This window comes from Pseudomonas sp. PDM16 (genome assembly GCF_014851865.1).
GTDB lineage: Bacteria > Pseudomonadota > Gammaproteobacteria > Pseudomonadales > Pseudomonadaceae > Aquipseudomonas.
In genome coordinates, this window is sequence record NZ_JACVAM010000001.1 from 1,338,973 (window position 1) to 1,356,202 (window position 17,230).

Below are 17,230 nucleotides of genomic sequence, written 5' to 3' on the forward strand. Positions count from 1 at the left end.
TAACTCATGAGCTTTCGCATCCTGCTGATACTCGGCACCCTCAGTGCCTTCGGGCCCATGGCCATCGACTTCTACTTGCCGAGTTTCCCGACCCTGGCGCAGGTGTTCGGTACCGATGTCGACCATGTGCAGATGTCGCTGGCCTCTTACTTCGCCGGTACCGCCCTGGGCCAACTGATCTACGGTCCACTGGCGGATCGCTTCGGGCGGCGCAAGCCACTGGTCGCGGGCCTTGTGCTGTTCACCCTGGCGTCGCTGGCCTGTGCCCTGGCGCAGAGCCTGGAATGGCTGATCATCGCGCGCTTCGTCCAGGCCCTCGGTGGCTGTGCCGGCATGGTGATTTCGCGTGCGGTGGTGCGCGATCTGTGCGACCCGCTGGCCTCGGCCAAGGTGTTTTCCAAATTGATGCTGGTGATGGGGGTGGCGCCCATTCTCGCGCCGCTGGGCGGCGGCCTGCTGTTGCAACTTTTCGGCTGGCAGTCGATCTTCCTCGGCCTGGTGTTGTTCAGCGCCCTGTGCCTAGTGGCCGTGCTGTTGTGGCTGCCGGAGACGCGCTCGGCGGAGTTTCCCATTCAGCCTCTCAACGGTGCGGCAGGGCGTTACCTGATGCTGCTGCGCGATCGCCTGCTGATCGGCTACGGCCTGACTGGCGGCGTGGCCATGGCTGGCATGTTCGCCTATATCTCTGGCTCGCCCTTCGTCTTCATCGACCTGTATGGCATCCCGGCGGAACACTACGGCTGGCTGTTTGGCGCCAACGCCGCCGGATTCATCCTCACCGCCCAGCTCAACGGCTGGCTGTTGCGCCACCACGGTCCGAACTACTGGCTCAAGCGCACGGTGTGGGTCTACTGTGCGGCGACCTTGGCGCTGCTGGCCGTGGCGATGGCTCGACCGGAGCAGCTGTGGCCGCTGCTGATTCCGCTGTTCATCAGCACCGCCAGCCTTTCCTGCGTGCTGCCCAATGCCACCGCGTGTGCGATGGCAGGGCAGGGGGCCCATGCCGGCAGTGCGTCGGCGCTCATCGGTTCGTTGCAGTTCACGGTGGCAGCGGGTGCTTCAGGACTGGTAGGTGCGCTGCATGACGGCAGCGCACGCCCCATGGCCATGGTCATCGCCGTATGTGGCGTGATCACGGTAGTGCTGGCACTGCTCAGCGCGAGCCATGCCCGGCGTCAGTCGCTGGAGTTCTGAAGGCCTTTCAGCTCGCCGTTCGCACCGCATTGGCGTTGCGCCAGGGCAGCGGGTGGGGCGCCTTGAGCCGTTTCTGCAGCACGTCGACGAAGTCGAGTGCCTCGGCCTCGCTACGGAAACTCACGCCCTGCTGGTCCAGGCATACCTGCCAGCGGGCACCTTCGGCGGTCTTTACCTGACGAATCTGGATGTTCATCGCAGGCCTCCACAAAAAGGGTGAAGCTCCAGTGTAGACCTGCGGTTTCGCTTTTCCCTGACCTGGGTCAACCGACCGACTGGTGGTCGCTGCGCAGCCAGTGGGCCAGTTGTACGGCACTCAGCGGGCGACTGAACAGGTAACCCTGGCATTGCTCGCAGCCGAGTTGACGCAGGGCCTGCAGCTGTTCGACGGTCTCCACCCCTTCGGCCAGCACGCAGAGCTTGAGGTTGCGCGCCAGGCCGATGATGGTCGCCGCGATCTCCAGGTTGGCCTGGTCCTCCGGTACGCCACGCATGAAGCTCTGGTCGATCTTCAGCTTGTCCAGCGGGAAGCGTCGCAGGTAGGCCAGTGAGGAGTAGCCGGTGCCGAAGTCGTCGATTGCCAGGCGCAGGCCCAGGCCTTTGAGCGCGGCCAGGGTGGCCTGGGTTTGTTCGATGTTCTCGATCAGCGCTCCCTCGGTGATTTCCAGCTCCAGGTGCTCGGCCGGCAGGCCACTGTCCTGCAGGGCTTCACGTACCTGTTGAAGCAGGTCCGCCTGGCGGAACTGGCGGGGCGACAGGTTGACCGCCAGTGTGTGCAGCTCCAGGCCCTGCTGGCGCCAGAACTGCATCTGCCGGCAGGCCTCGCGCAGCACCCAGTTGCCAATCGGCACGATCAGCCCGGTTTCCTCGGCCAGCGGGATGAACTGCGCCGGGGAGATCATTCCCTCGCTGCTGTTCCAGCGTAGCAGCGCCTCCACGCCGATAGGCTGGCCGTCACCGGCCCGCAGCAGCGGCTGGTAATGCAGCACGAACTCGTTGCGCTTGAGAGCCTGGCGCAGCTGGCCCTCCAGGGTCAGGCGAGTGTGTGCCTGCTGGGTCAGGCCCTGGGTGTAGAAGCGGAAGGTATTGCGGCCCTCCTGCTTGGCCTGGTGCAGGGCACTGTCGGCATTGCGCAGCAGGTCATCGCCGGACAGGCCATCGTCTGGGTACAGGCTTATACCGACGCTCGCGCCCAGGTAGACCTCATGCCCGCTACCCAGTGGCAGCGGGCGCTCCAGCAGCTCGATCAGCGTGCGGGCGATGCCGGCTGCCTCTTCGGGGCGCTGCAGGTTCTCCAGCACCACCAGGAATTCGTCACTGCTCAGGCGCGCCAGGGTGTCTTCATTGCGCAGGCGTTGCTGCAGCCGCCGGGCTACGGCTACCAGGAGCTCGTCTCCGACCTTGTGGCCTAGGCTCTCGTTGATGGTCTTGAAGTTATCCAGGTCGAAGTACAGCACCGCCACTCGCTCCTGGTGGCGCTGGGCATGCTCGAGGGCGTGGCCGAGGCGTTCCATGGCGTAGAGGCGATTGGGCAGGTCGGTGAGCGTGTCGAAGTGCGCCAGGTGCGCCAGGCGCTCCTGGCTGTCACGGTACTGGCTGAGGTCGGTGAAGGTCAGCACGTATTGCGGTTGCTGCGGATCGCAGTCGCGTACCCGGCTGACGGTGAGCCAGAAGGGAAAGTGCGAGCCATCCTGCCGCCGGCTGTTCATCTCTCCCTGCCAGTGGCCGCTGTCCTGGACCTTGCGCCAGAGCGTGCGGTAGCGCGCACGCTCCGGGCTGTTGCCGGGCAGCAGTGGCAGGCGGCGGCCGAGTGCCTGTTGCTGGCTGAGCCCGGTGATATGGCTGAAGGCCGGGTTGCTGGTGAGGATGCGCCGGCGGGCATCGACGATCACCACCGCTTCCTGGGTACTTTCGAATACCGTGGCGGCCTGGTGCAGGGCTCGTTCCTGCTGCTTGCGCAGGCCGATGTCCTCGACCACCGAGATGAAATAGTGCGGCTCGCCATTGGTGTGGCGTACGAGGGTGGCGCTGAGATTGGCCCAGAGCACGCCGCCGTCACGGCGCAGATAGCGCTTTTCCAGGGTCAGCCGGGACAGTTCTCCATCCAGCAGGCGGCGGGTCTGCTCCAGATCCTCCTGCAGGTCGTCGGGGTGGGTGATGTCCTGGAAGGTCAGCTCCAGCAGTTGCTCGCGATCGTAGTCGAGCATCTGGCACAGGCGCTGGTTGACTCGCAGCCAGCGGCCATCGGGTGCCAGGTGGGCGATGCCGACGGCGGCCTGTTCGAAGGTGGCGCGGAAACGCAGCTCGCTCTGCAGTCGTTCGGCGTCCCGCTGCTGCTGGCGCACGGCGAGCCCGGCCAGGCGGGTGAATTCGGTGACCAGCTCGATATCCTCGTGGCTCGGCAGTGACGTGCGCCGGTAATAAATGCCGAACACCCCGAGCACCTGGTTCTGGTCGTTCTTGAAGGGCAGAGACCAGCAGGAGCGCAGTCCCGCCTGGCGTGACTGTTCGCGAAACTCTATCCAATTGGGGTGGGTGCGGATGTCCTCGACGATGGTCAGTTCCCCACTGGCGGCGGCATGGCCGCAGCTCCCCAGTTCGAGGCGGGCGGGCATGCCGTCGACCGCGTCGGCATAGCTGGCCGGCAGGCTTGGCGCTGCCAGGACGCGCAGTACGCCACCCTCCATCTGCAGGATGGACACCAGCATCTCGGGATTGATGTGTTCCAGCCGTTTGGCCATGTCGCGGAGGCTTTCCCGCAGCGGGCGCTGGGCCAGCATGCGGTCGAGCACTGCATTGCGTGCCTCTTGCAGGGCCTGGGTGTGGCGCCGCTCATGCACATCGCCGAGGCTGCCTCGCAGCCCCAGTCCGTATTGCGGGCCGGCGGCCAGGCGCAGCATCACCCAGTGCGGCCTTCCGCTGGCATCACGCAGGCGCAGCTCGCCAAGCCAGCTGCTCTGCTGGTGCATGAGTACGGTGGACAGGTGCAGCCCGACTTCCTCCCGTTGGTCTTCCTCGACGAAGTCCAGCAACGGGCGGCCGACGCTTTCGCGGATGCTGTAGCCGGTGATGGTCTGCCAGGCCGGGTTGACGAAGGTCAATCGACCGGCACCGTCGGTGAGGAAAATCGCCTCGTGCAGCTGCTCCACCAATTCCCGGTAGCGCGCCTCGCTGGCCTCAAGTTCCTGATGCACGGCTTTTTGCTGGCCGAGGTCGATGTCCACGCAATACAGCTCCAGCTGGTTGCGTGTGTTGCGCAGGATCAGGTGGCTGGAGTAGACGTGCACGTTGCTGCCGTCGCGATGTTGCAGCGTCAGCTCTGCGGCGGGAATGGCCGGCCCTCCGAGCATCCAGCTCTGGATATTGGTCACCACCTGGGCGCGCATGGGCGGGGGGATGATCAGGTCTTCCAGGCGCCTGCCCATGGCGTCGGCCACGTCGTAGCCATAGAGCTGGGCGCTGGCCTGATTCCAGAAAATCACCCGGCGATCACGGTCGTAGCCCTGCACGGCGATGCGCGGCGTCTGCTCGAACAGCTGGCGAAAGCGCTGCTCGCTCTCGCGTAGCGCCTGCTCGTCACGCTTCTGGCTGCTGATGTTCTGCACCGTGCCATGGGCACCTCCGCTCGACTCCAGTGTGCCTCTGAGCATGAGCCATACCGGTGCCTCTTCGATCGGCCTGTTCAGACGGGCATTCACCAGCAGAGGGGCACCTACCTCGAACAGAGCGTTCAGGGCGCGCTGAACGGCGCCGCGGTCGGCGGGGTGGAGCCAGGTGAGCAGATCCTCGATTTGCCCGGTGTTGTCGCTGTCCGGGCGAGCGAACAGGCGCAGCGATTCGGGGGACCAGTGGAAGCGGTCGTCGTAGTCCCAGGTGCCGAGCCCCGCATCGCGCTGCGCCTGCTGCAGCTTCAGCGCCTGTCGGCGCAGACCTCGCTCCATGTCGTGCTGGGCGCGCTGGTCGTGGCGACAGATGAGGAAGATCAACAGGCCGTTGAGGCTGATAAACAGCAGCCCCTTGACGGTCTGTAGCCCGGCATTCAAGTCGGGCGACAGGTTCAGGGCGAGCAACAGCAGGTCGCCGCAGAAAATCCAGCCGAGGCTGAACATCAGGTAGACGGCGGTGACACGTAGGGGGCGGGAGAGTGTCGGGTGCATCCTGAACCCTCGTCATTCTCGATTACGGTCCGGCCAGGATCAGGTGGTCCTGACACCTGTGCAGTCTAGCTACTCGCTGCGCAAACGCTGCATGGCCGGTGTCTCTGTCGCAGCGCAGCTGGCAGCCCCGCTCGCTGTCATACCGGGACATATGCGCATCTCAGTCGGATCGTCGAGCGGCCTAGATCAGCATTTTCCCGTTGCGAAAAAGCGCTTTTCCTCCCAGGCAAAAGATTTGTCCTGTGTCACAAAATTGCTCATTGATTGCCCCTGTCAGGATACGGCCATAGCGCAAGGAGCGCCGCGGGCCCGAACAACTACATAAGCCAGGGGAATCTGCCAATGATCCATCCAACCCTAAAACTGCCGTCCCGTTACTGGGGGGAGCGCTCGCAGGGGAGGGGCATGCAGCTCTCCCTGGCCGCCTGTCTTGTCACAGGCCTGTTCTGTGCAGGCCAAGCGGGTGCTGTGGGTAGTCGCAGTCTGTATCCGGAGGGGTATTTCTCCGGAGAGACCGGCTACGACGCCGTACTCAATGCCAATGCCGGCCGCGCCAAGATGAATTTCACCGGCAACATTTATGGCGGCTCGGCCATCAGCGCACGTACCTTCATTTACGTCTATGCCCTGGCGGGCGAGCGCATCCTGCTGGGGCGTAGCGGCAACGGTGGCACCGCCACCATCTATGCGCCGGATAACGACCACGGCCCAAAGGGTAACGAGGCTCCCACCGGGGGAGCTTCCTCGAACTGTTCGATTGCCTCGGGTAACGGTCTGATCTCTAGCCGTGCGGCCGAGCTGGCCGGCCCGGGCCCCGTGGTAGGTGCGATGACATCCGACCAGTACCGTCCTTGCGCCTATTCGGTCACCCAGTCCGGCGTATACGGCGTGCTGATGAGCACAACCAACACCGAGCTGGACTACTGGGAAGTGGCGGTGCGCGCCGATGACACCAGCACAACTGACCTGTCCGGCCGTGTTTTCACCTATACCTTCGCGGGGCGGACCGGCAGTAACAACACCGATCCCAGTACCGGCGGTACGCCATATCGGTTGTATTCGACCTTCCACTACGTCACCCAGGATGGCTACCGCTACCGGCAGCAGATGAAGGGCCTGGACCCCAACGCCTTCGCCATCTATGCCAACGCCCGCGGCTTCCTTGATGCGGGCGAACCGCTCTACAAGAACGCGGTGGGTACTTCCGACTATCTCAACAGCGGCATCGAGGGCGGTGTGACGCTGGAGGCACCCGCCTACCCGATCTTCTTCGAGGATATTTCCGGCAGCCAGGCGGATGCCACTCTGACGGAGCTGGGTATTCCCCTGGTTCCGCCGGAGCCGGTGATCGACAACGTCGTCTTCAGCTACCCGCCGGGCGGCACCCCTCACAGCTATGTGGGACGCGGCGGTGTCATCAGCTTCGATGCCACCGACGTGATGAGCTACCAGATCGTGATCAGCGCGGGCGGCGACTACGATGTGGCCAACCCCCTGAACCGTGTGCTCGAAGGCTCGGCCGTGCCGGGGCGCAACGAGGTGCTCTGGGACGGTCTGGCCAACAACGGCTCGCCGGTGCCGGCCAATGCTGGTGGCACACCGTACAACTTCCAGGTGGTTGGCCGTAACGGTGAGGCGCACTTCCCGTTGCTGGATGCCGAGAAGAACTTCAACGGCGGCCCCGTCATTACCCAGCTCAACGGCCTGGGGGTGAACGGGACCACCATCTATTACGATGATCGCGCCTACAAGACCCGAGCAGGGGTAGAGGTGGGTACCATTGCCGCGGATGGCACGCCAGAACACCTGTGCGGCGGTACTCTGGACAGCCGTCATGTTACGACGCCCGTCGAGGGCCTGAATGGCCTCGACAGCTCCTCCACTGCGGGCTACGGCACCACCTCGAACGGCGCTCCGCGCTATCCGCGCTATTGGGGCGGCAATGCCGGGAATACTGGCGGCTGCGGCAGCTCCACCGAGTTCGCTGACAAGCTGGGCCTGGACCTCTGGGTGCTGCAGAAGTCCGATCCCGAGCAGCCGGCCATGGGTATCCTGATCTACGCCAGTGCCGACGTGACGGCTCGCGTTTCCGCGCCGACCAGCGTTGCGCCGGGCGCCCCCGTGATCGCGCAGATCGAATTCGGCAACGTCGGTTCCTCGACGGCTGCGGGCGTGAATTACAGTGCCAACCTGCCTGGCGGACTCTCCGGTGTCAGTTGCTCCGGAGCCACCTGCAGCTACAACCCGGTCACCGGTGCAGTGACGATCTCGGGCCTGCCGCCCACCCTGACCTCCGGCCAATGGGTGCCTCCGGTGACGCTGAGCTATAACGCTCCGGCCGCCGGCAGCGCATTGATCCAAGCGACCATCGCCACATCCAGCTCGCAGGAGCCGAACCCGGGGCATGCGCCGGATAGCGCTGGCGCCCTTACAGCAGTCGGCGTCGGCGGAAGCGTTGCCGACGTGATGGCCAGCGTTTCCGCACCTGTCCAGGCCGTGGCCGGGCAGTCGGTGAACGTACCGGTGAGCTTCCGCAACTTCGGTCCGCTGGATGCTGCCGATATCAGCTACGTGGTGCAGCTGCCGCCCGGAACCACCGGCGTGAGCTGCGGTGCACCGGCCACCTGCGGTGCGCCCGATGCTTCCGGGCAGATGCTGGTGACCTTCCCGTCGGGCAACACCCTGGCCGCGGGGCAACAGCAGTCCTTCGTGCTGACCTACACCGCGCCATCCGTGGGCAGCACCGTGCCGGTGTCGGCTCGGGTCACTACCAGCACCGACGAAGGTGGCAGCACCGCCAACAACAATGCCAGCGGCATGACCACGGTGATCGATCCTGGCACCGCCCTGGCCGACGTGACCGTCAGCATCTCCCCGCCTGCCAGCGCCACTGCAGGGCAGCCGGTCAGCGTGCCGGTGGTCTTCGAGAACAAGGGGCCGAACGAGGCTAGCGGCGCGAGCTACGCGGTGAGCATTCCGAGTGGCCTGACCAACGTCACCTGTGCGCCGGCGGTCTGCTCGGTATCCGGAGGCAGCATCACCTGGACCGGCCCGGCCACGCTGGGCAACGGCCAGCGCTTCAACGCGAGCTTCAGCTACACGGCACCGTCCACCGGTCCGGTGAACCACACCGCCACCATCGGCACCTCGTCCTCGGAGAGCAACACCGGCAACAACCTGGCGTCGGCATCCACCAGCATCATCGCGCCGGACATGCGCGTCGATCTCGGTGGCCTCACCCCGCCGGCGGCACAGGTGCCCTATAACGGCAGCTTCACCTGCACCAACATCGGTTCTTCCGCTGCAACCGACAACACCAGCTGCTCGGTGAGCGGTCTGCCATCGGGCCTCAGCCAGGGTGCATGCACCCTGACGCCGGGCGGTGGAGCCTGGAGCACCGGTGACGCCGTTCCGGTAGGTGGTGTGGTGACCTGTGCGGTGACCGGCACGCCGGCCGCTCCGACCAGCTCGACCACGGTAACTGGTAACACCGATACCGATGACGATGCCGACCCGAGCAACAACCAGGCGACTGTCAGCCTTGCCGTCCAGGCGACCACGGCGGCGCCGACCCTCTCGGGATGGGCGTTGATCCTGCTGTCCAGTCTGCTTGCCTTCATCGGCCTTAACAGGCCGCGGGCCAGACCTGCAGTGTGAATCGAAAACGCCCGGCTTGTGCCGGGCGTTTTCTTTGGGCCTCAGAAACCTTCGAGCACGATCTTGCCGCGTGCCTTGCCGCTCTCCAGCAGCGTGTGGGCACGGCGCAGGTTGGCGGCGTCAATGCGGCCGAAATGCTCGCCCAGAGTGGTCTTGAGCACACCGTCGTCGATCAACTGGCTGACCCGATTGAGCAGGCGGTGCTGCTCGATCATGTCGTCGGTCTGGAACAGCGACCGGGTGTACATGAACTCCCAGTGCAGTGACAGACTCTTGCGCTTGAGCTTGGTCACATCGAGCTGGGCCGGATCGTCGATCAGCGCCAGCTTGCCCTGGGGGGCCAGGGCTTCGATCAACTGATCCAGATGCTGATCGGTGTGGGTGAGGCTGGCGACCATGCTCACCTGGTCGATGCCCAGTGCCTTCAACTGTGGCTGCAGCGGCTGGCTGTGATCGATTACGTGATGTGCGCCCAGTTCGCGCACCCAGTCCTGGGTCTCCGCGCGTGAGGCGGTGCCGATCACGGTGAGGCCGGTGAGCTGCCGGGCCAGCTGCACGAGGATGGAACCGACGCCACCGGCGGCACCGATGACCAGCAGGCTCTGGCCGTCATCGCCCTTGCCTTCGCGCACGCTGAGGCGCTCGAACAGCAGTTCCCAGGCGGTGATGGCGGTCAGTGGCAGGGCTGCGGCGCGGGCGAAGTCCAGCGCACCGGGCATGCGTCCGACGATGCGCTCGTCCACCACGTGCAGCTCGCTGTTACCACCGGCACGGTCGATGGCACCCGCGTAGAACACGTTGTCGCCGGGGCGGAACTGCTTGACCTCGGCACCGACCTCGACCACCACGCCTGCCACGTCCCAGCCCAGCACCTTGGCCTGGCCGGCCTCCGGCGAGACGCGCTGGCGGATCTTGGTGTCCACCGGGTTGACCGAGATGGCGCGGACCTCCACCAGCAGGTCACGCGGGCCGGGTGTCGGAGCAGGCAGCTCGACATCGAGCAACGCCTCGGCATGATCGATGGGCAGGGACTGGTGATAGGCGACGGCTTTCATGGGCGGCTCCTCGGATGAAAATCGGATGTACCAGCTTAGCCGGCGTACCGTGCTGGCGTTGGGCGCATGTTCGTTTAATCGATTGGCAAGAAAAACCAGCCTGCCATAGAGTCTCCTTCAATATTTCTTTGAAAATGGCCCTCAATGCTGCGTCTCGATGATCTCTCCCTGTTCGTTAGAAGCGCCGAGCTGGGCAGCCTGTCGGCAGCAGCGCGCGAGCTGGACTGTTCGCCCGCAGTGGCCAGCGCCGCCCTCAAACGCCTTGAGGCCGAACTGCAGGTCCGCCTGTTGCTGCGCTCCACCCGAAGTCTGCGGCTGACGGCCGAAGGCGAGCAGTACCTGAGCCATGCCCGCGCTGCGCTGGCGAGCCTGGAGGTCGGCCGTCATCAGCTGGAGGGCGCCCGAGCAGAGATCAGTGGGATGATGCAAATCGCCGCGCCTTCAGATTTCGGCCGCAACGTCCTCCTGCCCTGGCTCGACCATTTCCAGACGGAGCGTCCGCAGATGAGCCTGCGGCTACTGCTGAGCGACCGCAACGCCGATCTGTTTCGCCAGCAGGTCGACATCGCCCTGCGTTACGGCGAGCCGGAAGACTCGAGCCTCGTCGCCTTGCCGGTGGCGGCGGGCAATCGTCGGGTCCTGTGCGCCGCGCCGAGCTATTTCACCCGGCATGGCAGGCCGCGCCAGCCGGAGGAACTGCTGGGTCACAACTGCCTGCTCTACATGCTCGGGGGGCGGGTACATGATCGCTGGAGCCTGGGGCAGGGCAAGCGGGCCCTGGCGCTGACGGTTTCCGGTGATCGGGTCAGCGATGATGCAGACGTGGTTCGTCGCTGGGCGGTGGCGGGGCGCGGGCTGGTGTACAAGTCGTGGCTGGATGTGGCCGACGATGTGCAAGCCGGCCGGTTGGAAGTGGCTCTGGCCGATTGGGAGGGCGAGCCGGCGCCGTTGAATCTGATCTGTGCCCATCGCGATCAGCTCAGCGGTCCGGTCCGTCTGTTGCGCGAGTTCCTGCAGGAGCGCTGCGCCGGGCTGTTGGCCCGGGCGCCTTGGCAATGAGCGGCGCCCGGAATCGGCTCAGTTGCTCTGCGGCGGAGTGAGGCCGCAACCCTTGAGAATGATGCGTTCCAGATTGCTGGCGGCCAGCTCGAAGTCGGTCTTCTTCAGGCCGTTCTTGCCAGTGAACATACAGATCTGGCTGGCGAAGTCGGCATAGTGCTGGGTGCTGCCCCAGAGCAGGAAGATCAGGTGCACCGGGTCGATGGGCTCCATCTTGCCTGCGTCGATCCAGGCCTGGAACACCGCAGCGCGCTGGCGGAACCACTCGCGGTAGTCCTGGTTGTAGTGGGCGGTCAGGTGCTGGCCGCCGCTGATCACTTCCATGGCGAAGATGCGCGAGGCCAGTGGCTGGGTGCGCGAGTATTCGATCTTGGCGCGAATGTAGCGACTCAGCGCCAGTGCCGGGTCATCGTCGACGTTGAGACTGTTGAAGGTGCTGTCCCACTGATCGAGGATGTTGTTCAGCACTGCGATATACAGCCCCTGCTTGCTGCTGAAGTAATAGTGCAGATTGGCCTTGGGCAGCCCCACCGCCTGGGCGATGCTGTTCATGCTGGTGCCTTTATAGCCGTGGCGAGCGAACTCCACTTCCGCGGCGGCGATGATGGCTTTTTCGTTCTTCTGGCGGATGCGGCCGGCGGGCTTGCCGGTGCCGGGAGCGGCTGCTGACATCGGGAGGGGTCCGTACTGATAATCGGTTTTGAGTGCGAACTGATACCCCACGGCGGGTCACTAAACAACCCTCCTGCGTCAAAAACGTGTGTTATTCAGACGAAGAAGCGGTTTTGAGCGAATTTTGCCCAGAAAAGCGCCATTAAAATGTCTTTTCAGTCAGCTTTTGTCATGTTGCATGAATGGCGGAACCTTAGTGGTACGGGCGTTCCAGCATGACTGGCCAGTCCGGAGGCGGATGCTCAGCCAGTCTTGGCCAGCGCCTCCAGGAAGGTCTCCAGTACCAGTTGCGGACGTCGCCCCTTGCGTGTCACCGACGCCAGGGTCAGGTCATAGAAGCGGCTGTCTGGCTTGAGCACGCGCAGGCGCCCCTGCTGTACCCATTGGCGGGCGTAGTGATCCGCCAGGTAGCCGATGTAGCGCCCGGTGAGGATGAGGAAGGCCATGCCCTCGCGGTCCGAGGCGCTGGCCGTGCAGTTGAGCACCTGGTACTGGCTCTGGATTTCCGGGGGCAGGCGAAAGGTCGGGGCGATAGCGTCCTGGGCATTCAGGCGAGTGTCGGAGAGCTGATCGTCATCCACATAGAAGAGGGGATGGCCCACCGCGCAGTACAGCTGCGAGCGCTCGCCATATAAAGGTTGGTACTCCAGGCCGGACAGCGCATGGCTCTGCGGCACCACGCCGACATGCAGGCTGCCGTCGAGCACGCCCTGTTCCACCTCCGAAGGTGGCGTCATGCGGATCTGGATGCGCACCTCCGGGCCCAGCTCCTTGAGCCGCGCCAGCGCATGGGTGATGCGCATGTGCGGCACGGTCACCAGGTTGTCGGTCAGGCCGATGTGCAGCTCGCCGCGCAACTCGCGGTGCAGGCCGTTGACCCCGTTGCGGAAGCTCTCCAGCGCGCCGAACAGCTGCAGCGACGACTGATAGACCTCGCGGCCTTCTTCGGTCAGGGCAAAGCCGGCGCGGCCGCGCTGACACAGGCGCAGGCCCAGACGCTGCTCCAGATCGCTCATCTGCTGGCTGATGGCCGAGCGGCCGATGCCCAGCACGCTCTCGGCGGCAGAGAAGCCGCCACACTCGACCACGCTGCGAAACAGCCGCAGCAGGCGGATCTCGAAGTCGCTGACCTGGGCCAGAGGGTCGGAACGGCGGCTGCTCATATGTTTAGTCTTGGCTGAACTTAAAGTGAGAAGATTTGGATTTTCGTGACTTTATGCCCGTGGCACCTTGCATGGCAACAAGACCCGAGTGCCGCTCTGGAGAGCCACGATGAACATGCCGCAGTCCGCCACCCCGTCCCTAGCCAGCCAGCTCAAGCTGGATGCCCACTGGATGCCCTTCTCCGCTAACCGCAACTTCAAGCGCGACCCGCGCCTGATCGTCGCCGCCGAAGGCAACATCCTCATCGACGACCAGGGCCGCCGCGTGTTCGACAGCCTCTCCGGCCTGTGGACCTGCGGCGCCGGCCACAGCCGCAAGGAAATCCAGGAAGCCGTGGCCAAGCAGCTCGGCACCCTCGACTACTCGCCGGGCTTCCAGTACGGCCACGCGCTGTCCTTCAAGCTGGCCGAGAAGATCGCCGACCTGCTGCCGGGCGAGCTCAATCACGTGTTCTTCACCGGCTCCGGCTCCGAGTGCGCCGACACCGCGGTGAAGATGGCCAAGGCCTACTGGCGCCTGAAAGGCCAACCAGCCAAGACCAAGTTCATCGGTCGCGCCCGTGGTTACCACGGCGTGAACATCGCCGGCACCGCCCTGGGCGGCATCGGTGGCAACCGCAAGATGTACGGTCAACTGATGGACGCCGACCACCTGCCGCACACCCTGCAGCCGGGCATGGCGTTCACCAAGGGCATGGCCGAGACCGGCGGCGTGGAGCTGGCCAACGAGCTGCTCAAGCTGATCGAACTGCACGATGCCTCCAACATCGCCGCCGTCATCGTCGAGCCGCTGTCCGGTTCCGCCGGCGCGCTGATTCCGCCGAAGGGCTACCTGGAGCGCCTGCGCGAGATCTGCACCCAGCACAACATCCTGCTGATCTTCGACGAAGTGATCACCGGCTTCGGCCGCATGGGCAAGTGGAGCGGTGCGGAATACTTCGGCGTCACCCCGGACATCCTCAACGCCGCCAAGCAGATCACCAACGGTGCCATCCCGCTGGGCGCGGTCGTGGCCTCCAAGGAGATCTACGACACCTTCATGCATCAGGCCATCCCTGAGCACATGATCGAGTTCACCCACGGCTACACCTACTCGGCCCACCCGGTTGCCTGTGCCGCCGGCCTGGCCACCCTGGAGCTGCTGGAGAAGGAAAATCTGATCCAGCAGTCCGCTGACCTCGCGCCGCACTTCGAGAACGTCCTGCACGGCCTCAAGGGCAGCAAGCACGTCATCGACATCCGCAACTGCGGCCTGGTCGGTGCCCTGCAACTGGCCCCGCGTGACGGCGACCCGACCATCCGTCCGTTCGAGGCCGGCATGGCCCTGTGGAAGGCGGGCTTCTACGTGCGCTTCGGTGGCGACACCCTGCAGTTCGGGCCGACCTTCAACACCAAGCCGGAAGAGCTGGACCGCCTGTTCAACGCCGTTGGCGACGTGCTGAACAAGCTCGACTGACAGGCAACTTCCTTCCCCTCTCCCTGTGGGAGAGGGAGCTTGATCGAGTAGGGTGGATGCCGCGGTTCGCATCCACCAGACCGGCAACCCCAATTTGCGGTGGATGAACAAGGCGTCATCCACCCTACGTGATACCAACGAGGAGTTTTCATGAGCACCGTCGCCCACTTCATCAATGGCGAAATCGTTCTGCGCAATGGCCGTACCGCCCAGGTCTTCAACCCGTCCATCGGCGAGCCGGTGCGTCAGGTCGAGCTGGCCGACCGCGCTACCATTCAGGCTGCCATCGACGCCGCCAAGGCCGCCTTCCCGGCCTGGCGCAACACCCCGCCGGCCAAGCGCGCCCAGGTCATGTTCCGCTTCAAGGTCCTGCTCGAAGAGAACAAGGACAAGATCGCCGCGATGATCAGCGAAGAGCATGGCAAGACTCTCGAAGACGCCGTCGGCGAACTCCAGCGTGGCATCGAGAACGTCGAGTACGCCTGTGGCGCTCCCGAGCTGCTGAAGGGCGAATACAACCGCAACGCCGGCCCGAACATCGACAGCTGGAGCGACTTCCAGCCGCTGGGCGTGGTCGCCGGTATCACCCCGTTCAACTTCCCGGCCATGGTGCCGCTGTGGATGTACCCGTTGGCCATCGCCTGCGGCAACTGCTTCATCCTCAAGCCGTCCGAGCGCGACCCGAGCTCCACCCTGTTCATCGCCCAGCTGCTGCACGAAGCCGGCCTGCCCAAGGGCGTGATCGGCGTGATCAACGGCGACAAGGAAGCGGTGGACGCGCTGATCGAAGCGCCGGAAGTCAAAGCCATCAGCTTCGTCGGCTCCACGCCGATCGCGGAATACATCTACACCGAGGCCAACAAGCGCGGTAAGCGCGTACAGGCCCTGGGCGGCGCCAAGAACCACGCCGTGGTGCTGCCGGACGCCGACATCGACAACACCGTCAACGCCCTGATGGGCGCGGCGTATGGCTCCTGCGGCGAGCGCTGCATGGCCATCTCCGTGGTGGTGGCCGTGGGTGACCAGGTTGCCGATACCCTGGTGGCCAAGCTGACCCCGAAGATCACTGCTCTGAAGATCGGTGCCGGCACCTCCTGTGGCCTGGACATGGGGCCGCTGGTCACCGGCGCGGCGCGTGACAAGGTCAAGGGCTACATCGACGCCGGCGTGGCGCAAGGCGCCAAGCTGGTGGTCGACGGCCGCGGCATCTCGGTCGCAGGCAACGAGGCAGGCTTCTTCGTCGGCGGCACCCTGTTCGACCACGTCACCCGCGACATGAGCATCTACCAGGAAGAGATCTTCGGCCCGGTGCTGTGCATCGTCCGCGTCGGCAGCCTGGAAGACGCCATGCAGCTGATCAACGATCACGAATACGGCAACGGCACCTGCATCTTCACCCGCGACGGTGAGGCCGCACGCCTGTTCTGCGACGAGATCGAAGTCGGCATGGTCGGCGTCAACGTACCTCTGCCGGTGCCGGTGGCCTACCACAGCTTCGGCGGCTGGAAGCGCTCGCTGTTCGGCGACCTGCACGCCTACGGCCCGGACGGCGTGCGCTTCTACACCAAGCGCAAGACCATCACCCAGCGCTGGCCGCAGCGCGCCAGCCACGAGGCGGCGCAGTTCGCCTTCCCGAGCAACAGCTGATGTAACCCGAGGGCCGGTCGCAAGACCGGCCCTTTTTGTTCTGTTTTACGCAGTAAACCAGCCGCGCGGGCGCGGCGTTGGTGCAGTAACTCGCAGGCGTCCTGCCGGCGGGAAACGGCACCCCTTGGGTGAGCGGGTTCACGGTTATTGTGACCCGGTAGCCCGCTGTCCCAAGGGCAGCCCACTTCAATTAAACAGAACCGACATAGGGTTGAGCGAGCTAGAGAAGAACAAGGCAGAAACGGCTGAGGACGCGGAGTTTACGTGTTGTAAATGAGCAGTCCGAAGCCGCTTCTAACGCAGTTTTTCCGACGCGCAGCCGACCCTAATAGGTTCTCAGAAGAGGACACCCTTGCAATGACTAAACCCATGATTGGCCTTCCCCTGTGCCGCTGGCAACTGACTGACCGCGACATCGGCTGGTTTCATCTGGTGGGCGAGAAATACATTCAGTCCGTCACCGGCTTCGGCGCCTTCCCGCTGATGATCCCGGCCTTCGGCGACGACCTGGACATGGAGACCGTGCTCGACAGCGTCTCCGGCATCATGTTCGGCGGCTCCCTGTCCAACGTGCACCCCAGCTTCTACGGTGACGACCATCCCGGCCTTGGCCTGGCCGACAAACCCCGCGACGCCACCGTGCTGCGCCTGATGCGCGCCTGTATCGACCGCGGCATTCCCTTCCTCGGCATCTGCCGCGGCGTGCAGGAACTCAACGTGCTGTACGGCGGCACCCTGCACCGCGAAGTACACAACGTGCCGGGCCGCCTCGATCACCGCGAGGTGAAGGACGTACCGGACAACGTGGCCTACGGCCCGATCCACGGCGTGACCCTCACTGAAGGCGGTGTGCTGCACCAACTGCTTGGCGAACGTGAACTGCGCGTCAACTCCCTGCACGGCCAGGGCATCGACCGCCTCGGCGAAGGGCTACAGGTGGAGGCGGTGGCCGAGGACGGGCAGATTGAGGCGGTCAGTGTGATTGGCGCCAAAGCGTTTGCCGTGGGGGTGCAGTGGCACCCGGAGTATCGCTATTGGGAGAAGGACGATTACAACGCGCTGATTGGGGCGTTTCATGAGGCGGCGAGGGAGTATCAGAAGACTAAGATCACCGGGCGGCCGGAGTTGGTAGCCTGATGTATCGTGTAAGGCCCGCTTTTTTGGCGGGCC

11 protein-coding genes are annotated in these 17,230 nt (G+C 64.7%); 6 read left to right on the plus strand and 5 right to left on the minus strand.

Translation table 11 applies throughout. The annotated features are described in order from the left end of the window. Positions 1 to 6 precede the first annotated feature (6 nt). A complete protein-coding gene (locus IB234_RS06200; protein ID WP_192315404.1) occupies positions 7 to 1,194 on the plus strand; it encodes a multidrug effflux MFS transporter in 1,188 nt (395 codons plus the stop codon). 7 nt (positions 1,195 to 1,201) lie between these two features. On the opposite strand, the gene IB234_RS06205 is transcribed toward IB234_RS06200, so the two are convergent. Then, positions 1,202 to 1,390, minus strand: coding sequence for a hypothetical protein (locus IB234_RS06205; protein ID WP_192315406.1), 189 nt, complete (start codon positions 1,388 to 1,390; stop codon positions 1,202 to 1,204). A gap of 67 nt (positions 1,391 to 1,457) precedes the next feature. Next, positions 1,458 to 5,351, minus strand: coding sequence for an EAL domain-containing protein (locus IB234_RS06210; RefSeq protein ID WP_192315408.1), 3,894 nt, complete (start codon positions 5,349 to 5,351; stop codon positions 1,458 to 1,460). A gap of 405 nt (positions 5,352 to 5,756) precedes the next feature. On the opposite strand from IB234_RS06210, the gene IB234_RS06215 reads away from it, so the two are divergent. Continuing rightward, positions 5,757 to 9,008 carry an IPTL-CTERM sorting domain-containing protein gene (locus IB234_RS06215; protein ID WP_192315410.1) on the plus strand — a complete coding sequence of 1,084 codons (3,252 nt, stop codon included), beginning with the start codon at positions 5,757 to 5,759 and terminating at the stop codon, positions 9,006 to 9,008. 41 nt (positions 9,009 to 9,049) lie between these two features. Here IB234_RS06215 and IB234_RS06220 read toward each other — a convergent pair whose 3' ends face one another. Further along, positions 9,050 to 10,063 carry a zinc-binding alcohol dehydrogenase family protein gene (locus tag IB234_RS06220; protein ID WP_192315412.1) on the minus strand — a complete coding sequence of 338 codons (1,014 nt, stop codon included), beginning with the start codon at positions 10,061 to 10,063 and terminating at the stop codon, positions 9,050 to 9,052. 144 nt (positions 10,064 to 10,207) lie between these two features. Between IB234_RS06220 and IB234_RS06225 the strand changes: the two genes are divergently transcribed. Then, positions 10,208 to 11,122 carry a LysR family transcriptional regulator gene (locus tag IB234_RS06225; protein ID WP_192315414.1) on the plus strand — a complete coding sequence of 305 codons (915 nt, stop codon included), beginning with the start codon at positions 10,208 to 10,210 and terminating at the stop codon, positions 11,120 to 11,122. Between the two features lie 18 nt (positions 11,123 to 11,140). On the opposite strand, the gene IB234_RS06230 is transcribed toward IB234_RS06225, so the two are convergent. Together IB234_RS06230 and IB234_RS06235 are read right to left on the minus strand one after the other, a co-directional pair. Next, positions 11,141 to 11,794: a TetR/AcrR family transcriptional regulator gene (locus tag IB234_RS06230; protein ID WP_192315416.1), complete on the minus strand. Its 654-nt coding sequence runs from the start codon at positions 11,792 to 11,794 to the stop codon at positions 11,141 to 11,143. 242 nt (positions 11,795 to 12,036) lie between these two features. Next, a complete protein-coding gene (locus IB234_RS06235; RefSeq protein WP_192315418.1) occupies positions 12,037 to 12,957 on the minus strand; it encodes a LysR family transcriptional regulator in 921 nt (306 codons plus the stop codon). Positions 12,958 to 13,066: 109 nt separating this feature from the next. Between IB234_RS06235 and IB234_RS06240 the strand changes: the two genes are divergently transcribed. The 3 genes from IB234_RS06240 to IB234_RS06250 all read left to right on the plus strand — a co-directional run bounded on the left by IB234_RS06240 (position 13,067) and on the right by IB234_RS06250 (position 17,197). Further along, positions 13,067 to 14,413, plus strand: coding sequence for an aspartate aminotransferase family protein (locus IB234_RS06240; protein ID WP_192315421.1), 1,347 nt, complete (start codon positions 13,067 to 13,069; stop codon positions 14,411 to 14,413). A gap of 150 nt (positions 14,414 to 14,563) precedes the next feature. After that, the gene (locus IB234_RS06245; protein WP_192315423.1) at positions 14,564 to 16,060 is read left to right on the plus strand and encodes a CoA-acylating methylmalonate-semialdehyde dehydrogenase; all 1,497 of its coding nucleotides are present in this window, start codon (positions 14,564 to 14,566) and stop codon (positions 16,058 to 16,060) included. 369 nt (positions 16,061 to 16,429) lie between these two features. Further along, positions 16,430 to 17,197, plus strand: a complete 768-nt coding sequence (locus tag IB234_RS06250) for a gamma-glutamyl-gamma-aminobutyrate hydrolase family protein (RefSeq protein WP_225580266.1) — start codon at positions 16,430 to 16,432, stop codon at positions 17,195 to 17,197. Positions 17,198 to 17,230: the final 33 nt, after the last annotated feature.

Excerpts from the sequence above, each read along its gene's own strand:
- IB234_RS06200 (WP_192315404.1), top strand. The coding sequence starts at position 7 with ATGAGCTTTCGCATCCTGCTGATACTCGGCACCCTCAGTGCCTTCGGG.
- IB234_RS06205 (WP_192315406.1), bottom strand. The coding sequence starts at position 1,390 with ATGAACATCCAGATTCGTCAGGTAAAGACCGCCGAAGGTGCCCGCTGG.
- IB234_RS06210 (WP_192315408.1), bottom strand. The coding sequence starts at position 5,351 with ATGCACCCGACACTCTCCCGCCCCCTACGTGTCACCGCCGTCTACCTG.
- IB234_RS06215 (WP_192315410.1), top strand. The coding sequence starts at position 5,757 with ATGCAGCTCTCCCTGGCCGCCTGTCTTGTCACAGGCCTGTTCTGTGCA.
- IB234_RS06220 (WP_192315412.1), bottom strand. The coding sequence starts at position 10,063 with ATGAAAGCCGTCGCCTATCACCAGTCCCTGCCCATCGATCATGCCGAG.
- IB234_RS06225 (WP_192315414.1), top strand. The coding sequence starts at position 10,208 with ATGCTGCGTCTCGATGATCTCTCCCTGTTCGTTAGAAGCGCCGAGCTG.
- IB234_RS06230 (WP_192315416.1), bottom strand. The coding sequence starts at position 11,794 with ATGTCAGCAGCCGCTCCCGGCACCGGCAAGCCCGCCGGCCGCATCCGC.
- IB234_RS06235 (WP_192315418.1), bottom strand. The coding sequence starts at position 12,957 with ATGAGCAGCCGCCGTTCCGACCCTCTGGCCCAGGTCAGCGACTTCGAG.
- IB234_RS06240 (WP_192315421.1), top strand. The coding sequence starts at position 13,067 with ATGAACATGCCGCAGTCCGCCACCCCGTCCCTAGCCAGCCAGCTCAAG.
- IB234_RS06245 (WP_192315423.1), top strand. The coding sequence starts at position 14,564 with ATGAGCACCGTCGCCCACTTCATCAATGGCGAAATCGTTCTGCGCAAT.
- IB234_RS06250 (WP_225580266.1), top strand. The coding sequence starts at position 16,430 with ATGATTGGCCTTCCCCTGTGCCGCTGGCAACTGACTGACCGCGACATC.